The following is a 17261-nucleotide window of genomic DNA, read 5'->3' as shown; positions in this document are numbered from 1 at the left end:
GCGGGATCTCGGCCGGACTGGCGGCGTTGGCCGCCCTGCCGTGGTTGGTGGCGGCCTCTCCCCTGCTGGTGGCAACCGGGGCCTCGTCCTCCTTGGCGACCTACCAGGCCGCCGGAGGGCCGGGGGTCGCCGCATTCGCGGCCCGCGCCGAACCGGGGCTGGGCACCCTGGGCAGCCTCGCCGGGCTGGCCGGCATCTGGAACGCCGAAGCGGTACCCGGATCCCGGTCAACGCTCTTTGCGCTGGTCGCCACCCTGGTGCTGCTGGGTGTGGTGGCCCTGGGAGCACCCGTTGTCGCCCGCGTCCGCGCGGCGGTCCCCCTGCTGGTTCTGGCGGTTGTCGCCGTGGTGCTGCCGGCGCTCGCCGCGACCGGCCCCGGGCTGGCCGTCACCCAGGCGGTGGTGGAAGCACTCCCCGGGCTCGGGGTACTGCGGGATGCCCAGAAGTGGGTCGCCCTGGCCATGCCCGGCTATGCACTGGCCGGGGCCGCGGCAGTGATCACGCTCACCAGGTGGCGCCCTGGGCTGCGTCCGGCGGCTGCCGCGGCGGCCTGCTGCCTGGCACTGATCGCGGTACTTCCGGATCTGGCCTGGGGCATCTGGGGCAAGATGACGCCGGTCAGCTATCCGGGGGGCTGGAGTGCCGTGGCCCAGCAGATCAACGCCGATCCGCGCCCGGTGGCGGTGCTGCCCGCCGACTCGATGCGCCGGTTCGCCTGGGCCGGAACACCTCCCGTACTCGATCCGCTACCACGCTGGGTGCGGGCCGATGTGCTGACCACCGGAGATCTGACGATCTCCGGTGACCGGGTACTCGGTGAAGGCGGGCACGCCCGCAGAATTCAGGAGCTGCTCCTCGGCGGCGCCGATCCCCGGCTGCTCGCCGACGCCGGTGTCGGCTGGGTGGTGGTGGAATCGGGGTCGATAGGTGAATTCGGCTCGGCTGCAGACACTCTCGAGCAGCTACCGGTGGTTTACCAGGATACCGAGATAGCGCTGTACCGGGTCGGCGGCGACACTGCCGGCGCCGACAGCAACAAGCGTCTGACGATGATCGTCGCCCATGTGGCGTGGCTGGCGATGCTACTCATCGGAGCGGCCTCGATGGTGACCGCCGCGGTCAGACGACGCCGCTGACGTGCTCCCCGGCGTGCACGGCCTCCAGCACGGTGCGCATCGCCCGGGCACTCTGCGGCCACGAGAAGTCGCCGCTGCGGGCCTGTGCCTTGTCGCCGAGACCGGTCCGCAGCTCGGCGTCGTGTAGCAGTTCGTCGAGCCGGTGCACCAGCTCGTCACGGTCGGCGACCAGCACGCCGGTCACCCCGTCGACGATGGAATCGGCCAGCCCGCCCGAGGATCGGTAGCCGATGGTCGGCACGCCGTGCTGGGCGGCCTCGACCACGGCCAGGCCCCAGCCCTCCTTGCGGGAGGGCAACACATGCACCCAGCATCGATGCACCACCGCATGCTTGGTGGCTTCGTCGACATGGCCGTGGAAGGTCACCGCATCGGAGATACCGAGCAGTTCGGCGTAGTCGACGAGTGGTTGATGCCACCAGCCGCCGCCCACGATGTCGAGATGCAGATCGGGGATCCGCCGCCGCAGCGCCGCCACGGCGTCGAGGGCGTCCTCGATCTGCTTGTGCGGCACCAGCCGCGACAGCACCGCCACCCGCGGAGACACCGAACGCTGGGTCTGCACCGTGTCCGGGACGGCGTCGAGGCCGTTGCGGACCACTGCGATGCGCTCTTGCGCAACACCGAGTTCGGTCAGATCACGGGCCGACGGCAGTGACACCGTGACGTACTGGTGGCGGCGATGCATCCACGGGGACAGCCGCGATTCGATGAACCACCCCATCCGACCGAGCAGCGGGCCGGCGACGGGCCACTGCTCGCGGTGACAGTGGTGCACCAGCAGGATCACCCGCCGTCCGTACGCCAGCCGGGCCAGGAACGGGATCCCGTTCTGGGTGTCGACCACCACGTCGGGCCGGGCACCGCGCAACGGTCCGAGACGAAACCGGGCGGCCACCATGGCCAGGCCGGCCCAGATGTACACCGAATACCGGTCACCGCCGCGGCTGATCCGCACGCCGTCGACGGTCTCCCGGCGCGGGGCGCCGCCGTAGCGCGCGGTGCGCAGGGTGACCCGCACCCCGGACGCCGCCAACTGCGCCCCGATGCGCTGCAGGTAGGCCTCGCTGCCGCCGCCCTGGGGGTGCCCGCTGTCCCGCCAGCACAACAGCAGCACGGAGCGGACTCCGTGCTGTTCCGGGGCGCTGGTCATCTAGCCAGCCTAACTGCGAACAGCTCGTATGCTTTCACCGATGACCGCCACCGATGTGCTCGCGCGGCGGGCCTCCCTGAGGCGGTCGGTGCGGCTGCTGTCACAGTTCCGGTTCGAGCAGAGCGATCCCGCCCGGTTCTACGGCGCGCTGGCCCACGACACCGCCGCGATGGTCGACGACCTGTGGCGGGGCGCGGTGGGTGGGGCCCCGGCCGGGTGCACCGTCCTCGATGTCGGCGGCGGCCCCGGCTACTTCGCCGACGCGTTCGCCGACCGTGGGATGTCCTATATCGGCGTGGAGCCCGATCCGCGTGAGATGCACGCCGCACCCGGACATCTCGGCGGTGCCGGAGTGTTTGTCCGCGCGTCGGGGATGGCGTTGCCGTTCGCCGATGCCAGCGTCGACATTTGCCTGTCGTCGAACGTCGCCGAACATGTGCGGCACCCGTGGCAGCTCGGAGCGGAGATGCTGCGGGTGACCAGACCCGGCGGGTTGGCGATCCTGTCCTACACGGTGTGGCTGGGTCCGTTCGGCGGGCACGAAATGGGATTGACCCACTACCTCGGAGGTCAGCGCGCCGCAGCCCGCTACACCCGTAAACACGGTCATTCCCCGAAGAACAACTACGGATCGTCGCTTTTTGCGGTGTCGGCGGCCGACGGGCTGGATTGGGCGGCGAGCACCGGCGCCGTGATTGCCGCATTTCCCCGCTACCACCCGCGATGGGCCTGGTGGCTGACCGCAGTTCCCGGGGTTCGGGAGTTTCTGGTGAGCAATCTGGTGTTGGTTCTGCAACCGCGCTGAACCACTCAACTGGAACAGGTTCTCGTTCGTCCCATTTCTCGGTAGTGTGACGTTCATGACACAGAGTCTGGATACCGTTTCACCAACCGACGCGTACAAGACCTCCTACGACAAGCTCTTCATCGGCGGCCAGTGGGTGGAACCGTCCACCTCCGAGGTGATCGAGGTCTTTTCGCCCGCCACCGGCCAGAAGGTGGGGCAGGTGCCGTTGGCGGCCGAAGCCGATGTCGACGCCGCCTGCGCAGCGGCCCGCAAAGCCTTCGACGACGGCCCGTGGCCGTCGATGGCGCCGGCTGACCGCGCCGCCGTGATCGGCCGTGCCGTCAAGCTGATCGAGGACCGCGCCGACCTGTTCAAACACCTGTTGAAGCTCGAAACCGGTCAGCCCGCGATGATCGTCGACATGATGCAGTACGGCGCCGGCCTGTCCGGACTGCAGTACTTCGCCGGCGCTGCCGACAAGTTCACCTGGCAGGACATCCGCGACGGCATCTACGGCCAGACGCTGGTACTCAAGGAACCCATCGGTGTGGTCGGGGCCGTCATCGCCTGGAACGTGCCGTTCTTTCTGGCCTGCAACAAGCTCGGCCCGGCTCTGCTGGCCGGCTGCACCGTGGTGCTCAAGCCGGCCGCCGAGACCCCGCTGACGGTCAACGCGCTGGCTGAGGCCTTCGCCGAAGCCGGTCTCCCCGAGGGTGTGCTGTCGATCGTGCCGGGCGGGGTGGACACCGGCCGCGCGCTGACCGCCAACCCCGAGGTGGACAAGTTCACCTTCACCGGCAGCTCGGCCGTCGGCAAGGAAGTCGGCAAGCTGGCCGCCGAGAAGCTCAAGCCGTGCACGCTGGAACTGGGCGGCAAGTCCGCGGCGATCATCCTCGAGGACGCCGACCTGGATTCCACGCTGCCGATGCTGGTGTTCTCCGGGCTGATGAACTCCGGTCAGGCCTGCGTCGGTCAGACCCGCATCCTGGCCCCGCGCTCGCGCTACGACGAGGTGGTGGAGAAGCTGGCCGGCGCCGTCGCCGGGATGTTGCCCGGTCTGCCGGATGACCCGGCCGCGATGATCGGCCCGCTGATCAGCGAGAAGCAGCGCGACCGTGTCGAGGGCTACATCAAGAAGGGGCTCGAGGAAGGCGCCCGGATCGTCATCGGCGGCGGCCGCCCGGAGGGCCTCGACTCGGGTTGGTACGTCCAGCCCACGGTGTTCGCCGACGTCGACAACTCGATGACCATCGCCCAGGAGGAGATCTTCGGGCCGGTGCTGGCGGTGATCCCCTACGACACCGAAGAGGACGCCATCCGGATCGCCAATGATTCCGATTACGGCTTGGCCGGCAGTGTGTACACCCCTGATTTCGCCCGGGCGCTGAAGATCGCCAAGAAGATTCGCACCGGGACCTACGCGGTCAACATGTATGCCTTCGATCCGGGAGCGCCGTTCGGCGGCTACAAGAACTCCGGTGTCGGCCGCGAGAACGGCCCCGAGGGCATCGCTGCGTACACGGAGTCCAAGAGCGTGCTGCTGCCGTTCGGCTATACGCCGGAGTGAGTTCGAGCGGGTGAGTTCGAGCTGGCTGGCAGACAAGAGCGCCCCGGGCCGTGAGCCCGGGGCGCTCTTGCTATATCCGAGGTCTGTTCAGATGGCCTGTTGCGTGGGCAGGACGGTGATCTCGGTGAGGTTGACGTGGCGGGGTACCGCGGCGATGAATCCGACGGTTTCGGCGATGTCGTCCGCGGTGAGTACGTCGATGTCGTTGATGAGGTCGGCCATCAGTCGGCTGGCGTCGGGGTCGGTGACGTGTGACGGGAGCTCGGTATCGACCATTCCGGGTTCAATGGTGCAGACGCGGACCATCTTTCGGCCCAACTCGACACGCAGCAGCCTGGTCAGTTGGCTCACGTACGCCTTGGTGCCGGAGTAGACGGAGAATTTCTCCAGCACGCGGGTGGCGGCGATCGACGAGGTGGTGATCAGGTCGGCAGGCTTTCCTTGCGCCGCGGACTCGATGAGCTGGGGTACAAACGCTCCGATCACGTTCATCACACCACTGATGTTCAGATCGATCTGCTGCTGCCACTGCCCGAACATGACGTCTTCGACCGCCGAAATCAGCTGAACACCAGCATTGTTGAACACCAAATCCACTGGGCCGAGTTCGTCGCTGACGTGCCGTGCTGCGGCGAGGACCGCGTCGCGGTCAGTGACGTCGAGCGGCACCGACAGGGCGGTGCCGCCTGCCTCCCTGATGCGCAACACCAGCGCGTCCAGCTTGTCGGCGCGACGGGCCGCGACAGCGACGTGGGCGCCGAGACTTGCCAGACGAAAAGCGGTGGCTTCACCGATGCCGCTGGACGCTCCGGTCACAAAGGCGATGCGTCCGGTCAGCGGCGCCGTGGTGATTACTGAAGACATGTCGTCTGTTTCCTCTCAGGTGGTGAACTGTGTGCCTTCGAGACAACCGCACCGAGAGGCGGTATTTCGGTGTCAAACCAGGCCGTTCTATCGGGGGACAAATTGGGCCCCTTTGAGCTGGCGAGCAACAGGTGCGCCCGGGCAGACTGGTGACCATGACCGACCGGAAGACCACGGAGCTCTCTGAGTTCCTCAGCGTCCGGCGGGCGCGGATTTCACCAGCTGACGCAGGTTTGGAAGAGCCCGGGCCGCGGCGACGGGTGCCTGGCCTGCGACGCGAGGAACTGGCCCGGCTGGCCGGCGTCAGCGTCGACTACTACACCCGGTTGGAACAGGGCCGCAGCCGCAGTGCATCGGTGGACGTCCTCGACGCGTTGGCGAGCGCCCTGCAACTCAATGACGCCGAACGTCAGCACTTGCACCTGCTGGCCAAGCCGCCGACCGCACAACGAAAGCGTCGGACCCGTCCCCAGTCGGTGCTTCCGGCGACACTGCGACTACTTGAACTCTTCGATGAGGTGTCGTCGCCGGCGTTTGTGTTGGGGCGGCGGCTCGATGTGTTGGCGCACAACCGATTGGCCGGCGCATTGATCACTGAATTTCGAGAACTCCCTGCACCGCAACGGAATCAGGCGCGATTCGTCTTCCTCGATTCGCATGCTCGGGAGCTCTACGCGGACTGGGACGAAGTGGCCGCCGATACCGTCGCAATGCTGCGGTTGGATGCTGGACGCGACCCAGGTGACGAGAAACTCTCGGCACTGGTGGGTGAGCTGTCCATTCGTTCGATCGAGTTCAGGACCATGTGGTCAAAACACAGCGTCACACGTCGCACCGTTGGGACCAAGGCTTACCACCATCCGCTTGTCGGCGACCTCACGGTGCGCTACCAGGCTCTGCACCCCTCGGACGACCCCACTCAGATTCTCTTCGTGTACACCACCGAGCCAGGCTCCTCAGATCAAGCAGCGCTGCAGCTGTTGGCGAACTGGCACCAACGGGACCGTGAGACGACCGGGGCTGCGGGCCTGGAGAACTCAGACACGTGGTCAGCTGGCCCCAGGGGCTGAGGTGGCGGGCTGTCCGTCGTCTGACGGTGCGGTGCCGCGCACTGTGACCGCTGCTTGGACCAGTGTGCTCACCGCCGCCAAAGAGTGGCTGTTGGTCGGCCATGCGAGCACGGTGGTGACGTTCGGTGCGTCGATCACCGGTACCGCAACATGTTCGGGCCACTGCCAGGCCCGACTGGAGGCGGGGATGACAAGCAGTGCCTTGCCGAGCGCGACCAGCTGAGCCAGCTTCGACTGGGTGCGGACCTCCGGTCCCGGCCCGTCCGGGTAGGTGCCATCGAGTCGAGGCCATCGAGCAATCGGCAAGTCAGGCACATTGGCAACGTCTGCCAGTGTGAGTTGATCGCGTGCCGCGAGCGGATGGCCGGCGGGAAGGATCGCCACTTGGCTTTCGACACAGAGGTTTTCGGTGTCGAGCCCGGCCAGGTCGTCGTAGGGGTGATGCATGAGTGCCACGTCGGCCTGACCATCGCGGAGCCGCCTCGCCTGTTCGCCGACCTCGCACAGCAGGACCTCGACAGGCGCCACGCCCGGCTCGCTTGCATAAGTGTCGAGAAGTCGACGCAACAGCTCGTGGGAAGCCCCCGCTTTGGTCACGAGCACCAGCGAACGGCCGGGGTTCCCGGCTCGTCGGGTCCGGCGCTCGGCAGCCCCGACCGCGTCGAGAGCAACTTCGGCCTCTCGGAGAAGTACTTCACCGGCAGCGGTGAGCGCAACACCGCGGTGATTTCGGTTGAGCAACTGCACGCCCAGCCGCCGCTCCAGTTGGCGGATTGCGCGCGAAAGCGGTGGTTGTGCGATCCCGAGCCGAGCTGCGGCGCGCCCGAAGTGCAGCTCCTCGGCCACCGCAACGAAGTAGCGCAGCTCGCGTGTCTCGAGGTTCGTCACGGCGGCAGCTTAGTAGCGATACCTAGCGGGTATCACAGCGGATCGAACCGGTATTGGACGACACACCATGCCGGGCCGAGCATGGGACCGGTGAACGAGACAAGAACCGCGCTGGTCACCGGCGCCAACAAGGGAATTGGCTTGGCGATCGCACGGGGCCTCGGAGCGATCGGCTTCACGGTGGCGGTGGGAGCTCGCGATCACGATAGGCGCGAGGCGGCAGTCGAACAGCTACGCGACGCCGGCGTCGATGCGTTCGGCGTCTCCCTGGACGTCACCTTTGATGGCAGCGTCGCAGCAGCGGCGGCGGAAATCGACAAAGCAGCAGGACGCCTCGACGTTCTCGTGAACAACGCCGGAATCGCTGGGCGCACCGACGGGGCAGCGCAGGACCCGACCAGCCTCGACCTCGATGTCGTCCGCCAGGTGTTGGACACCAACGTCTTCGGCGTCGTTCGGGTCACCAACGCGATGTTGCCGCTGCTGTACCGCGCACCCTCGCCGCGCATCGTGAACGTCTCGAGCAACATGGGTTCGCTGACGTTGCAGACCGGCCCGATCATGGCCGCATATGCCCCGTCGAAGTCGATGCTCAACAGCATCACGGCGCAGTACGCCCGCCGCCTGACCGAGACAAATGTCATCGTCAACGCCTGTTGCCCCGGCTACGTGGCGACCGACTTCACCGGTTTCAACTCCCCCCGTACCCCCGAACAGGGCGCCGCGATCGCCATCCGGCTTGCCACCGTGGCCGATGACGGACCCCGCGGTGGGTTCTTCGACGACAGCGGCGCCGTCCCCTGGTAGCCGGGGTGTTTTGTCAGGCCGGGCGCTCCCACTTGGCGACCACAAAATCACCGTTGCGGGCCGACTGCGCCAACCGCCACTCCGAACGGATCGGCAGCACCGGCGCCCCGCTGCCCAGCGTGCACGGCGCGTAGCTGACGATCATCGTGTCGATCAGGCCGTCTGCGACGAACTGGGCGGCGATGTCCCCGCCACCCACCACCCAGACGTCCTTGCCCGACGCGGCCTCGACAAGCACCGGATGCAGGTCGGCGGGACTGCCCGCGAAGGTGTGCACCGGGTGGCCGGCGGCGATGATCTCCGGCCGGTGGGTGAGCACCCAGGCCGGGGGCTCGTACATCCACTCCCCGGGATGGTTCTTCAGCATCCATTCATAGGTCGTCGACCCCATGACCAGCGCCCCGACCGACGCCATGAACTCGTCCATGCCGAACGGTGCGCTGTTGTCGATGTCGCGGGTGACCAGCCAGTCCAGGCTGCCGTCCGGATCGACGATGTAGCCGTCGAGGCTGGAGGCGGTGTAGTAGACAGTGCTCATTGGTTGTTCCTCATCCATTCCAGGGGATCACCGCGATGGGTGTCGACATCGAGTCGGGCGAGCATGGCGCGCGCCAGGTGACGGCGGTGCGCGGACAACGTCAGCACGTGGGTGACGATGCCGAACAGCTGGAACGACTCCGGCGGGTCGCACAGCGCGTCGATCACGGTGTCACCCATCCGTCCCGCCGCGGCCAGCCGGGCGATTGTTGCCGACCAGTGCGCACCGATCTCGTCGTGGTGGGCGGCAAGCGCGCGCGGATCGGTGCATGTCGGGTCGGTGGCCTCGCGGGCCGGAAAGTCGCGGCCTTCGATGCTGGCCAGCCACACCTCTTTCGACCACACCAACGCCCCCAGCACCGCACCCACACTCGACTCCGGACCGTCCCATTCCAGCACTGTCTGCCCGGGTGAGAGTTCTTGCAGCCATTGCTGTCTCGACAGCCCGGCAGCGCGCCCGATCAGGTAGCCGGTGTCGGCGACGTCGTGGGCGAGCATCAGCCGGCTCACGGTGTCTTCGCCGGTAGGGCCACCGTCGAGCCACAGCGACTGCGGCGGATGAAAGTGCAGACCGTTCGGCGCGGGCAGCCGGAACTCCGCCCCCACCTGGGAGGGCGGCATGCCGAAGCTGCGCCGGAACGCGCGGGAGAACACCTCGGTGGACGACCACCCCTCGTCGTCGGCGACGGCGGCGACCCCCTCACCGCGCTGCAGCCGCCACGCCGCCCGCTCCAGCATGATGCGCCGCCGCAGGGCGGCCGGGGGTTCTCCGGTCAACCGCCGCACCTCGCGAGAGAAGTGGAACTCCGAGACGAAGGTGCTGCGTGCCATTCCCTCGACGCTGGTGTTGGACTCCTCGACGATGGCATCCAGGAGCTCCCGGAGTCGATCCCGACCCTGCTCTGCAGTCACGCTTTCCGAGTATGGTCGGCCGCCGGCCCGCCGAACATGACAATTCCTGCTGTGCCGACGGCCGGTGCTCGACGAGGAATCTCCAGGTGCCGCTGTTTGTCCGTGGGTTGTCGCGCTATGTTGGCACTCCGATGCGGGTCGGACGCGGCGCCGGCCTGGATCACCACCTACCAGCGATGGGGGCCCGATGGAGGGACTGCCGGAACTGCGCGCCCGGGTGCGGGAGTTCCTCAGCGCCGACCGCGCCGAATTCGGCTGGCGCCCCGAAGTCGACGCCTGGCTGTGCGGCTCCGACCCGGCGTTCAGTGCTCGCCTCGGTGCCGCCGGTTTCCTGGGGTTGACCATTCCCACGCAGTACGGCGGACACGGGCTGGGGCACCTGCACCGCTACGTCGTCACCGAGGAGCTGCTGATCTCCGGCGCGCCGGTGGCCGCGCACTGGTTCGCCGACCGGCAAGTGGCTCCCGGGCTGTTGACCTACGGCACCGAGGAGCAGCGTCAGCAGATCCTGCCCCGGATCGCCGCCGGCGAGTTCTATTCGGGGATCGGGATGAGTGAGCCACAAGCCGGCTCCGACCTGGCCGCAGCATCCACCAAAGCCACGCGCGCCGACGGCGGCTGGGTGCTCAACGGCCGCAAGGTGTGGACCAGCGGCGCGCACCTGGCACATCAGATCGTGGTGCTGGCGCGCACCAGCCCGGCCGACCCCGAGCACCGGCATGCCGGGTTCAGTCAGTTCCTGGTGCCCACCGATACCGCGGGCCTGACGATCGACCCGATCATCACGATGGACGGCGGGCACCACTTCAACGAGATCCTGTTCTCCGACTCCTTTGTGCCCGACACCGCGGTCCTCGGCGAAGTGGGCGACGGTTGGCATCAAGTGACCTCGGAGTTGTCCTTCGAACGCAGTGGGCCGGAGCGGATCCTGTCGACCGCGCCATTGTTGCTGCCGCTGCTGCGGGCACTGTCCGGGCGCGCCGACATCGACGACGGAACCGCCGTGGCGATCGGCCAGCTGGTTGCGCGGCTGGTGTCGCTGCGGCAGCTGTCGGTGGCGGTGGCGCAGGCCCTGGCCGCCGGTGAGCCCGCCGCCAATCAGGCAGCGCTGGTCAAGGATCTGGGCACCCGGTTCGAGCAGGAGTCGGTCGAGCTGGCCGCCGACCTGTTCGACTTCGTCCGTCACAGCAGCGAGTCGTACACCGATCTTGTTGTGCTGCTGCGGGCTTCGCGGCTACACGCGCCGATGTTCACGCTGCGCGGCGGCACCAACGAAGTGCTGCGAGGAGTAATTGCACGAGGCATGGGGTTGCGATGAGCGTGTTATCGGGCGGGGTGTTCGCGTCGACGACTGAAGACGAATACTCGGAACTGCGGTCCCTCGTCGACGACATCGGCCGCCGATCCGCCCAGGCCCGATCGGGACAGCGGACGCTGCCGGAGCATTTCGACCACAACACCTGGGCTCATCTCGAGGAGACCGGCCTGAGCCGGCTCACCACTGGAGAAGCTGCGGGGCCCGGCGAGGCCGCCGTGGTGCTGCGCGGCCTGGCCCAGCACGCAGTCGCGGCGCCGATCGCCGAATCCGACCTACTGGCGGCGTGGTTGGCCGCGGCGGCCGGGCTGGAAGTGCCTGCCGGGGGCGCCCTGACGGTGGCGGTCGCCGATGCCGCGGCCGAAGACGGCCGCCTGATCGGCACCGCCTACGACGTGCCGTGGACACGTGCGGCCACCGCGGCGCTACTGGTGTTGTCGACGGGTGGCCGGAGTCTGGTCGCGGTCGCCGACCCCGGCGACTTCGACATCACCGACGGGCACAATCTGGCCGGCGAGCCGCGAGATACCGTCGGGTTCGACGTGTCGGCGGACTCGGCGCTGGAGGTGGGACCGGAGGTGGTGGCCGAACTGCACCGCCGCGGGGCGTGGGCCCGCAGCGTGCAGATCATCGGCGCGCTGGATGCTGCCGCCGAGTTGTCGGTGGCCCATACCCGCGACCGCGTCCAGTTCGGCCGTCCCCTGAGTCGGTTTCAGTCGGTGCAGCACTCCTTGGCCGGGATGGCGGGCGAGATCGAACGCGCCCGCGCCTCGGTCGATCTTGCGGTGACCGCCGCGATCGAACACGGATTTGCCCACCCTGCAACGGATTATGCGGTGACGCTGGCCAAAGTTGTCACGGGTCAGGTGGTGCCGGCCGTCAACACGGTGGCGCATCAGTTGCACGGCGCCATCGGAGTGACCCTCGAGCACCAGCTGTGGTCGGTCACCAACCGGTCTTACAGCTGGATCGGCGAGTACGGCAGCACTCAGACCCATGCCCGCCGGCTGGGCCGCGCCGCGCTCACCACCACCGCCGGCGACACCGCTCTGTGGGATCTGCTGACCGGCGTCGACCTGCGACCGTGGGAGAGCTGAGGTGGTCGCGCTGAACCCGGATCAGGCGTCCAGGACGGCGGTGACGCGCCGGTGGACATCGCCGAGGCCGCCGACGTCGATACCGAACCTGTTCATCAGCACATCGAGAACCTGACTGGCGTTGTCCAGGCGAGTCTTCTCGCTGGGGCCACCGCGGTGGTGAACCGACAGGTGGCGGCCGTTGAGATTCCACCGGGCGTCGTCGGTGACCACCGACGCCATCAGAGCGGTGACGAACTTCGACTCCGGATATGTGGAGACATACCAACTTCCGAGCTGAAGGTCGATCAGCGGCCGGGCCTGGTCGGCAAAGATGTACAGGGGTCGCCACGCCCCGTTGAGCTGAGTCTCCAGCACATACTCGACTCCGTGGGGCTGCAACCGATAGGGCTCGTGCCGGGTTTGCTGCACTTTCCCGACGACAAACTCGATGGGCGAGCTCAGCGTCTGGCCGCCGAACCCGACGTCCACCAGGTACCGCTGCTGGTCGCCGGGGATCCGGACACCGAGCAGCTGGTGTGTCAGCGCCGGTGGCGGTCCGGCCGTCCCGTCCGGGTTCATCCACACCACCCGCCCACTGAGCGCCTCGACGTCGAAGCCGAGCCCGGTCAGCACATATCGCAGCAGTCCGTTGTGTTCGAAACAGTAGCCACCGCGGCGGCGGCGAACCATCTTGGCGAACAGTGCCTCGGCACTCAGGTCGTATACCGGCGTCCCCATCAGCGGGGTGAGGTTCTCGAAGGCGATGCTGCGCAGGTGTCCGGCGATCAGTGCGGTCAACGTCTCATACGTGGGTTCGGTGGAACCGCTGTGCCCGATCCGCGACAGATAGGCCGTGAGGTCGCGGGGAACGGTGGCCAGCGCCACACCTCCATGGTCATACGTCATGCCCCCATGATGGAGCCTCAACGGAAGTTGAGGTCAACCGCTCGGCGGGAGTCGCTTCGACGGTGGCTGGGTACCCTCCGGTCGTGAGCGATGACCTGCTGACTCAGATCGCCGCCGAGAAGTTCGTCTCACTGACGACGTTCAGGCGTGACGGTTCTGCGATCGCGACCCCGATGTGGATCATCCGCGACGGGACCGCCCTGGTGGCCTGGACACCCGCCGACTCCGGGAAGGTGACCCGCCTGCACCGGGACCCCCGGGTGGAGCTGTCACCCTGCGGTCGCACCGGCAAGGTGGCCGCGGACGCACCGGTGCTGCGCGGGACCGCCGAGGTTCTCACCGAAGCGGCAACTGTGAGTCACGCCGCGGCGCTCATCAAGGACAAATACGGTCTCGAATTCCGGATCGTGACGGTCGCCGAGGCAGTGTTGGCGCGTGGCCGCAAACCGCGTGTGGCGTTGCGGATCAGCACCGCGGCGTGACTGCCCGCCGTGGCAACCGGTACCATCGGGAAAACTAGAACATGTTCCAGTCTGACAGGGGGGCGCCCGTGACCACCGCTGATGTCGACGACACAGAGATACGGGATGTCGCCAAATGGGACCCCGGCTTCACCGAACGGGTCATCGGCCTGCTCCGGCCGCTGATCAAGGGCTATCACCGTGCCGAGGTGCGTGGCTTGGAGTCCTTCCCCGCCGCCGGTGGCGCACTGGTGGTGGGCAACCACTCGGGCGGGCTGTTCGCGATGGACATGCCGGTGTTCGCCACCGGCTTCTACGAGCACTTCGGGTACGACCGGCCGGTCTTCACCCTGAGCTTCGACCTGATCTTCACCGGCCCCACCGCCGACTTCTTCCGCCGGATCGGGTTCATCCGCGCCAATCACAACAACGCCGAAGAGGCCTTGCGCTCGGGTGCGGTGGTGATGGTCTTCCCCGGCGGGGACTATGACGTCTACCGCCCGACCTCCGCGCGCAACAAGATCGACTTCGACGGCCGCACGGGATACGTGCGGGCCGCCCTGCACTCCGGGGTGCCGATCGTGCCCGCCGTGGGTATCGGCGGGCAGGAAAGCCAGATCTACCTGACCCGCGGCACCGGGCTGGCCAAGGCACTGCGGCTCGACAAGTTGCTGCGGGCCAAGATCCTGCCGATCGGCTTCGGGTTCCCGTTCGGGCTGTCCGCCGTGATTCCGGTGAATGCGCCGCTGCCCACCAAGATCGTGATGCAGGTTCTCGAACCCATCGATGTCGTGGCCGAGTTCGGCGAAGATCCCGATATCGACGAGGTGGACGCGCATGTACGCCGCGTGATGCAGCGGGCCCTGGATGGCCTCGCCGCAGAACGCCGACTTCCGGTGATCGGATAAACCCCGTGGTCGAACTCCCACTGCTGGACCGGGTTACCGGTGCGGCCGGACTGCTGGCCACCATGGTGCGCGCCGGTGTCATCGCCCCGCTGCGCCCGGACAAGTACCTGCGGATCATGGCCGCCGCACGGCGTGACGGCCTTTCGGTGACAAGCGGTTTCGCGATGTCGGCCCAGCGGTGCCCGGACCGCGACGCATTGGTCGACGAGCTCGGGTCCCTGACGTTCCGGCAGATCGACGACCGCGGCAACGCGCTCGCCGCCGCGCTGCAGGCGCTGCCCGGCGGAGCGCGGACCGTCGGCATCATGTGCCGCAATCACCGCGGCTTCGTCGAATCGCTGATAGCCGCCAACCGGGTGGGTGCCGATGTCCTGCTACTGAACACCTCGTTCGCCGGACCGGCGCTGGCCGAAGTCGTCGACCGGGAAGACGTCGACGTCGTCATCTACGACGAGGAGTTCACCGCCACCGTCGACACCGCACTGGCCGGCCGGCCGGACTCGGTGCGCATCCTCGGGTGGACCGATACCGATGACAGTCCCCACCGGACCGTCGCCGGCCTGATCGCCGAGTATGCCGGTAGATCTCCCGAACCACCTTCCGGCAAAGGCAAACTGATCCTGCTGACCTCGGGTACCACCGGCACCCCGAAAGGCGCGGCCCGCACCGGCGGCGGGGTCAACGAACTGAAGGCGATCCTGGAGCGGGTGCCGTGGCGCACCGACAAGACCGTGGTGGTGGCGGCCCCGATGTTCCATGCCTGGGGCTTCTCGCAGCTGGCGTTCGCCGCGTCGATGGCGTGCACGGTGGTGACCCGGCGCCGCTTCGACCCGGAAGCGACACTGGCGCTGATCGACGAGCACAACGCCTACGGATTGTGTGTGGTTCCGGTGATGTTCGACCGCATCATGGACCTGCCCGACGAGGTGCTGAGCCGTTACAGCGGCCGCTCGCTGCGGTTCGCGACGGCATCGGGCTCCCGGATGCGTCCCGATGTGGTGATCTCGTTCATGGACAGGTTCGGCGACGTCCTCTACAACAACTACAACGCCACCGAGGCCGGCATGATCGCCACCGCCACACCGGCGGACCTGCGGGCCGCACCCGATACGGCGGGCCGGGCCGTCGCCGGCACCGAGCTCCGAATCCTGGACCAGGCTTTCACCGAGATGCCCACCGGGGAGGTCGGGCAGATCTTCGTGCGCAACACCAGCCAGTTCGACGGATACACCAGCGGCTCCACCAAGGATTTCCACGAAGAGTTCATGGCCTCCGGAGATCTGGGGCGCCTCGATGCCGACGGCCGGTTGTTCGTGGTGGGCCGCGATGACGAGATGATCGTCTCCGGCGGTGAGAACGTCTACCCGATCGAGGTCGAGAAGGCGCTGATGAATCATCCAGCGGTGGCTGAAGCCAGTGTCATCGGTGTCGACGACGCGGACTACGGCCAGCGGCTGGTCGCGTTTGTGGTGCTCTCGGGTACGGCGACGGTCGACGAGCTCAAACAGCACGTCCGTGACAATCTGGCCAATTACAAAGTGCCACGGGAGATCACGATCCTCGACGAGCTACCGCGCAACAACACCGGCAAGGTGTTACGGCGCGAGTTGCAGGCGCTGGCCGACCAGAGCGTCGACCGTGGCTAAACCGCGGCCGCTGCTGCGCGCCGTCGTGGAGCTGGCCAACGCCGCCAACGGCCTGCGGCCGCTGGCACGTAAGGGCTACATCACCATCCCCGTGTTCGCCTACGGCTGGCCGACCAGCGAGATGGCGCCGCTGTATCTGACCGCGTCCGTGCTCGACGCAGCGCGCCGGGGGATCCGTGGCGACTTCTCCGGCGTCCGTGGCCGGATCGCCCTCGGTGTCACCGGGCTGTCCTGGGCTCTCCTGGCCGTGATCCAGCGCCGCAACATCGCTTCGGAGCCGTATTTCGATGCGGCCCTGCGGAACTCGCTGGGCGAGGACTATCAGGCGATCGCAGAGTCGTCACAGCCGATGCAGGCCGCCCGCCGACGGGGCGGGGTCTTCGCCACCGGCTGGTCGCGACGGCGGTATGTCGAGAAAGCCGGCACCGTCCGGTACGGCCCGCACGGCCGCGCCAACCTCGCCGATATCTGGCGACGGGCCGACCTGCCCCGCGACGGCCGCGCGCCGGTGTTACTCCAGGTTCCCGGCGGCGCCTGGGCGATCGGGATGCGACGGCCCCAGGCATATCCGCTGCTGAGCCATCTCGCCGATCGCGGCTGGGTCTGCGTCTCGATGGCCTACCGGGTCAGCCCGCGGCACACCTGGCCGGACCACATCGTCGACGTCAAGCGCGCGCTGGCCTGGGTCAAGGAGAACATCGCCGACTACGGCGGTGACCCCGATTTCATCACCATCAGTGGCGGCTCAGCGGGCGGGCATCTGACAGCGCTGGCCGCGCTGACCCCCAATGATCCACAGTACCAACCGGGTTTCGAGAACGCCGACACCTCGGTGGTGGCCGCGGTTCCGGTGTACGGCCGCTACGACTGGTTCAGCACCGAAGGCGAGGGCCGGCCACAGTTCATCGCGTTCCTGCGCAAGTTCGTCACCAAAACCTCGTTTTCCCGGCACCGCGACGTCTACGTGGATGCATCACCGATCGAGCGGGTCCGGTCGGATGCTCCGCCGTTCTTCGTGTTGCACGGTGCCGACGACTCGATCATCCCGGTCCAGGAGGGTCGGGATTTTGTCGAGGCGCTGCGCCGGGTGTCGGAGTCCACGGTGGCCTACTGCGAAGTTCCGCACGCCCAGCATGCGTTCGACTTCTTCGGCTCACCGCGGGGCCACTACACCGCCGCGGCGATCGAGCGGTTCCTGTCCTGGGTGCACGCCAAACGCGGCTGA

General features: G+C 67.6%; 17 protein-coding genes. 11 read left to right on the top strand and 6 right to left on the bottom strand.

The window, feature by feature from the left end; translation table 11 throughout:
- The coding region (locus WBB07_RS21900; protein ID WP_526310488.1) for an MmpA family trehalose lipid delivery protein at window positions 1-1136 on the top strand (1136 nt) is incomplete at its 5' end.
- Here the strand turns inward: WBB07_RS21900 and WBB07_RS21895 are convergent.
- Window positions 1120-2289 carry a glycosyltransferase family 4 protein gene (locus tag WBB07_RS21895; RefSeq protein WP_526310487.1) on the bottom strand — a complete coding sequence of 390 codons (1170 nt, stop codon included), beginning with the start codon at window positions 2287-2289 and terminating at the stop codon, window positions 1120-1122. The genes WBB07_RS21900 and WBB07_RS21895 overlap by 17 nt on opposite strands.
- 40 nt (window positions 2290-2329) lie before the next feature.
- On the opposite strand from WBB07_RS21895, the gene WBB07_RS21890 reads away from it, so the two are divergent.
- Together WBB07_RS21890 and WBB07_RS21885 are read left to right on the top strand one after the other, a co-directional pair.
- The gene (locus tag WBB07_RS21890) at window positions 2330-3094 is read left to right on the top strand and encodes a class I SAM-dependent methyltransferase (protein WP_526310485.1); all 765 of its coding nucleotides are present in this window, start codon (window positions 2330-2332) and stop codon (window positions 3092-3094) included.
- Window positions 3095-3149: 55 nt separating this feature from the next.
- On the top strand, window positions 3150-4643 hold the full coding sequence (locus WBB07_RS21885) for an aldehyde dehydrogenase (protein ID WP_526310483.1): 1494 nt from the start codon (window positions 3150-3152) through the stop codon (window positions 4641-4643).
- An 87-nt stretch (window positions 4644-4730) separates the two neighbouring features.
- Here WBB07_RS21885 and WBB07_RS21880 read toward each other — a convergent pair whose 3' ends face one another.
- Window positions 4731-5507 carry an SDR family oxidoreductase gene (locus WBB07_RS21880; protein ID WP_526310481.1) on the bottom strand — a complete coding sequence of 259 codons (777 nt, stop codon included), beginning with the start codon at window positions 5505-5507 and terminating at the stop codon, window positions 4731-4733.
- A gap of 155 nt (window positions 5508-5662) precedes the next feature.
- Here WBB07_RS21880 and WBB07_RS21875 point away from each other — a divergent pair, with 155 nt between their 5' ends.
- Window positions 5663-6577: a helix-turn-helix domain-containing protein gene (locus tag WBB07_RS21875; RefSeq protein WP_526310479.1), complete on the top strand. Its 915-nt coding sequence runs from the start codon at window positions 5663-5665 to the stop codon at window positions 6575-6577.
- Here the strand turns inward: WBB07_RS21875 and WBB07_RS21870 are convergent.
- Complete coding sequence (locus WBB07_RS21870; protein WP_526310477.1) at window positions 6557-7465, bottom strand: LysR family transcriptional regulator; 909 nt, start codon at window positions 7463-7465, stop codon at window positions 6557-6559. The genes WBB07_RS21875 and WBB07_RS21870 overlap by 21 nt on opposite strands.
- Window positions 7466-7546: 81 nt before the next feature.
- Here WBB07_RS21870 and WBB07_RS21865 point away from each other — a divergent pair, with 81 nt between their 5' ends.
- Window positions 7547-8272: an SDR family oxidoreductase gene (locus WBB07_RS21865; RefSeq protein ID WP_526310476.1), complete on the top strand. Its 726-nt coding sequence runs from the start codon at window positions 7547-7549 to the stop codon at window positions 8270-8272.
- 13 nt (window positions 8273-8285) lie between these two features.
- Here WBB07_RS21865 and WBB07_RS21860 read toward each other — a convergent pair whose 3' ends face one another.
- Complete coding sequence (locus tag WBB07_RS21860) at window positions 8286-8810, bottom strand: dihydrofolate reductase family protein (RefSeq protein ID WP_526310474.1); 525 nt, start codon at window positions 8808-8810, stop codon at window positions 8286-8288.
- The gene (locus WBB07_RS21855; protein WP_526310472.1) at window positions 8807-9721 is read right to left on the bottom strand and encodes a helix-turn-helix transcriptional regulator; all 915 of its coding nucleotides are present in this window, start codon (window positions 9719-9721) and stop codon (window positions 8807-8809) included. The genes WBB07_RS21860 and WBB07_RS21855 overlap by 4 nt, the downstream gene beginning before the upstream one ends.
- A gap of 187 nt (window positions 9722-9908) precedes the next feature.
- On the opposite strand from WBB07_RS21855, the gene WBB07_RS21850 reads away from it, so the two are divergent.
- Complete coding sequence (locus tag WBB07_RS21850) at window positions 9909-11039, top strand: acyl-CoA dehydrogenase family protein (protein ID WP_526310470.1); 1131 nt, start codon at window positions 9909-9911, stop codon at window positions 11037-11039.
- Window positions 11036-12133: an acyl-CoA dehydrogenase family protein gene (locus tag WBB07_RS21845; protein ID WP_526310468.1), complete on the top strand. Its 1098-nt coding sequence runs from the start codon at window positions 11036-11038 to the stop codon at window positions 12131-12133. The genes WBB07_RS21850 and WBB07_RS21845 overlap by 4 nt, the downstream gene beginning before the upstream one ends.
- A 21-nt stretch (window positions 12134-12154) precedes the next feature.
- Here the strand turns inward: WBB07_RS21845 and WBB07_RS21840 are convergent, their stop codons facing one another.
- A complete protein-coding gene (locus WBB07_RS21840) occupies window positions 12155-13021 on the bottom strand; it encodes an arylamine N-acetyltransferase family protein (protein ID WP_526310466.1) in 867 nt (288 codons plus the stop codon).
- A gap of 83 nt (window positions 13022-13104) precedes the next feature.
- Between WBB07_RS21840 and WBB07_RS21835 the strand changes: the two genes are divergently transcribed.
- The 4 genes from WBB07_RS21835 (at window position 13105) to WBB07_RS21820 (ending at window position 17261) form a co-directional block, all read left to right on the top strand.
- On the top strand, window positions 13105-13503 hold the full coding sequence (locus WBB07_RS21835) for a PPOX class F420-dependent oxidoreductase (RefSeq protein WP_526310464.1): 399 nt from the start codon (window positions 13105-13107) through the stop codon (window positions 13501-13503).
- A 68-nt stretch (window positions 13504-13571) separates the two neighbouring features.
- Complete coding sequence (locus tag WBB07_RS21830; protein WP_526310462.1) at window positions 13572-14390, top strand: lysophospholipid acyltransferase family protein; 819 nt, start codon at window positions 13572-13574, stop codon at window positions 14388-14390.
- Between the two features lie 5 nt (window positions 14391-14395).
- The gene (gene fadD12 / locus WBB07_RS21825; RefSeq protein ID WP_526310460.1) at window positions 14396-16036 is read left to right on the top strand and encodes an acyl-CoA ligase FadD12; all 1641 of its coding nucleotides are present in this window, start codon (window positions 14396-14398) and stop codon (window positions 16034-16036) included.
- Window positions 16029-17261 carry an alpha/beta hydrolase gene (locus WBB07_RS21820; protein ID WP_526310458.1) on the top strand — a complete coding sequence of 411 codons (1233 nt, stop codon included), beginning with the start codon at window positions 16029-16031 and terminating at the stop codon, window positions 17259-17261. The genes fadD12 and WBB07_RS21820 overlap by 8 nt, the downstream gene beginning before the upstream one ends.

Source organism: Mycobacterium sp. (assembly GCF_049647605.1).
Taxonomy (GTDB): Bacteria; Actinomycetota; Actinomycetes; order Mycobacteriales; family Mycobacteriaceae; genus Mycobacterium.
Note: the sequence above shows the minus strand (reverse complement) of the source record. Positions and strands in the feature narration are given on the sequence as shown.

Excerpts from the sequence above, each read along its gene's own strand:
- WBB07_RS21895 (WP_526310487.1), bottom strand. The coding sequence starts at position 2,289 with ATGACCAGCGCCCCGGAACAGCACGGAGTCCGCTCCGTGCTGCTGTTG.
- WBB07_RS21890 (WP_526310485.1), top strand. The coding sequence starts at position 2,330 with ATGACCGCCACCGATGTGCTCGCGCGGCGGGCCTCCCTGAGGCGGTCG.
- WBB07_RS21885 (WP_526310483.1), top strand. The coding sequence starts at position 3,150 with ATGACACAGAGTCTGGATACCGTTTCACCAACCGACGCGTACAAGACC.
- WBB07_RS21880 (WP_526310481.1), bottom strand. The coding sequence starts at position 5,507 with ATGTCTTCAGTAATCACCACGGCGCCGCTGACCGGACGCATCGCCTTT.
- WBB07_RS21875 (WP_526310479.1), top strand. The coding sequence starts at position 5,663 with ATGACCGACCGGAAGACCACGGAGCTCTCTGAGTTCCTCAGCGTCCGG.
- WBB07_RS21865 (WP_526310476.1), top strand. The coding sequence starts at position 7,547 with ATGGGACCGGTGAACGAGACAAGAACCGCGCTGGTCACCGGCGCCAAC.
- WBB07_RS21860 (WP_526310474.1), bottom strand. The coding sequence starts at position 8,810 with ATGAGCACTGTCTACTACACCGCCTCCAGCCTCGACGGCTACATCGTC.
- WBB07_RS21850 (WP_526310470.1), top strand. The coding sequence starts at position 9,909 with ATGGAGGGACTGCCGGAACTGCGCGCCCGGGTGCGGGAGTTCCTCAGC.
- WBB07_RS21845 (WP_526310468.1), top strand. The coding sequence starts at position 11,036 with ATGAGCGTGTTATCGGGCGGGGTGTTCGCGTCGACGACTGAAGACGAA.
- WBB07_RS21840 (WP_526310466.1), bottom strand. The coding sequence starts at position 13,021 with ATGACGTATGACCATGGAGGTGTGGCGCTGGCCACCGTTCCCCGCGAC.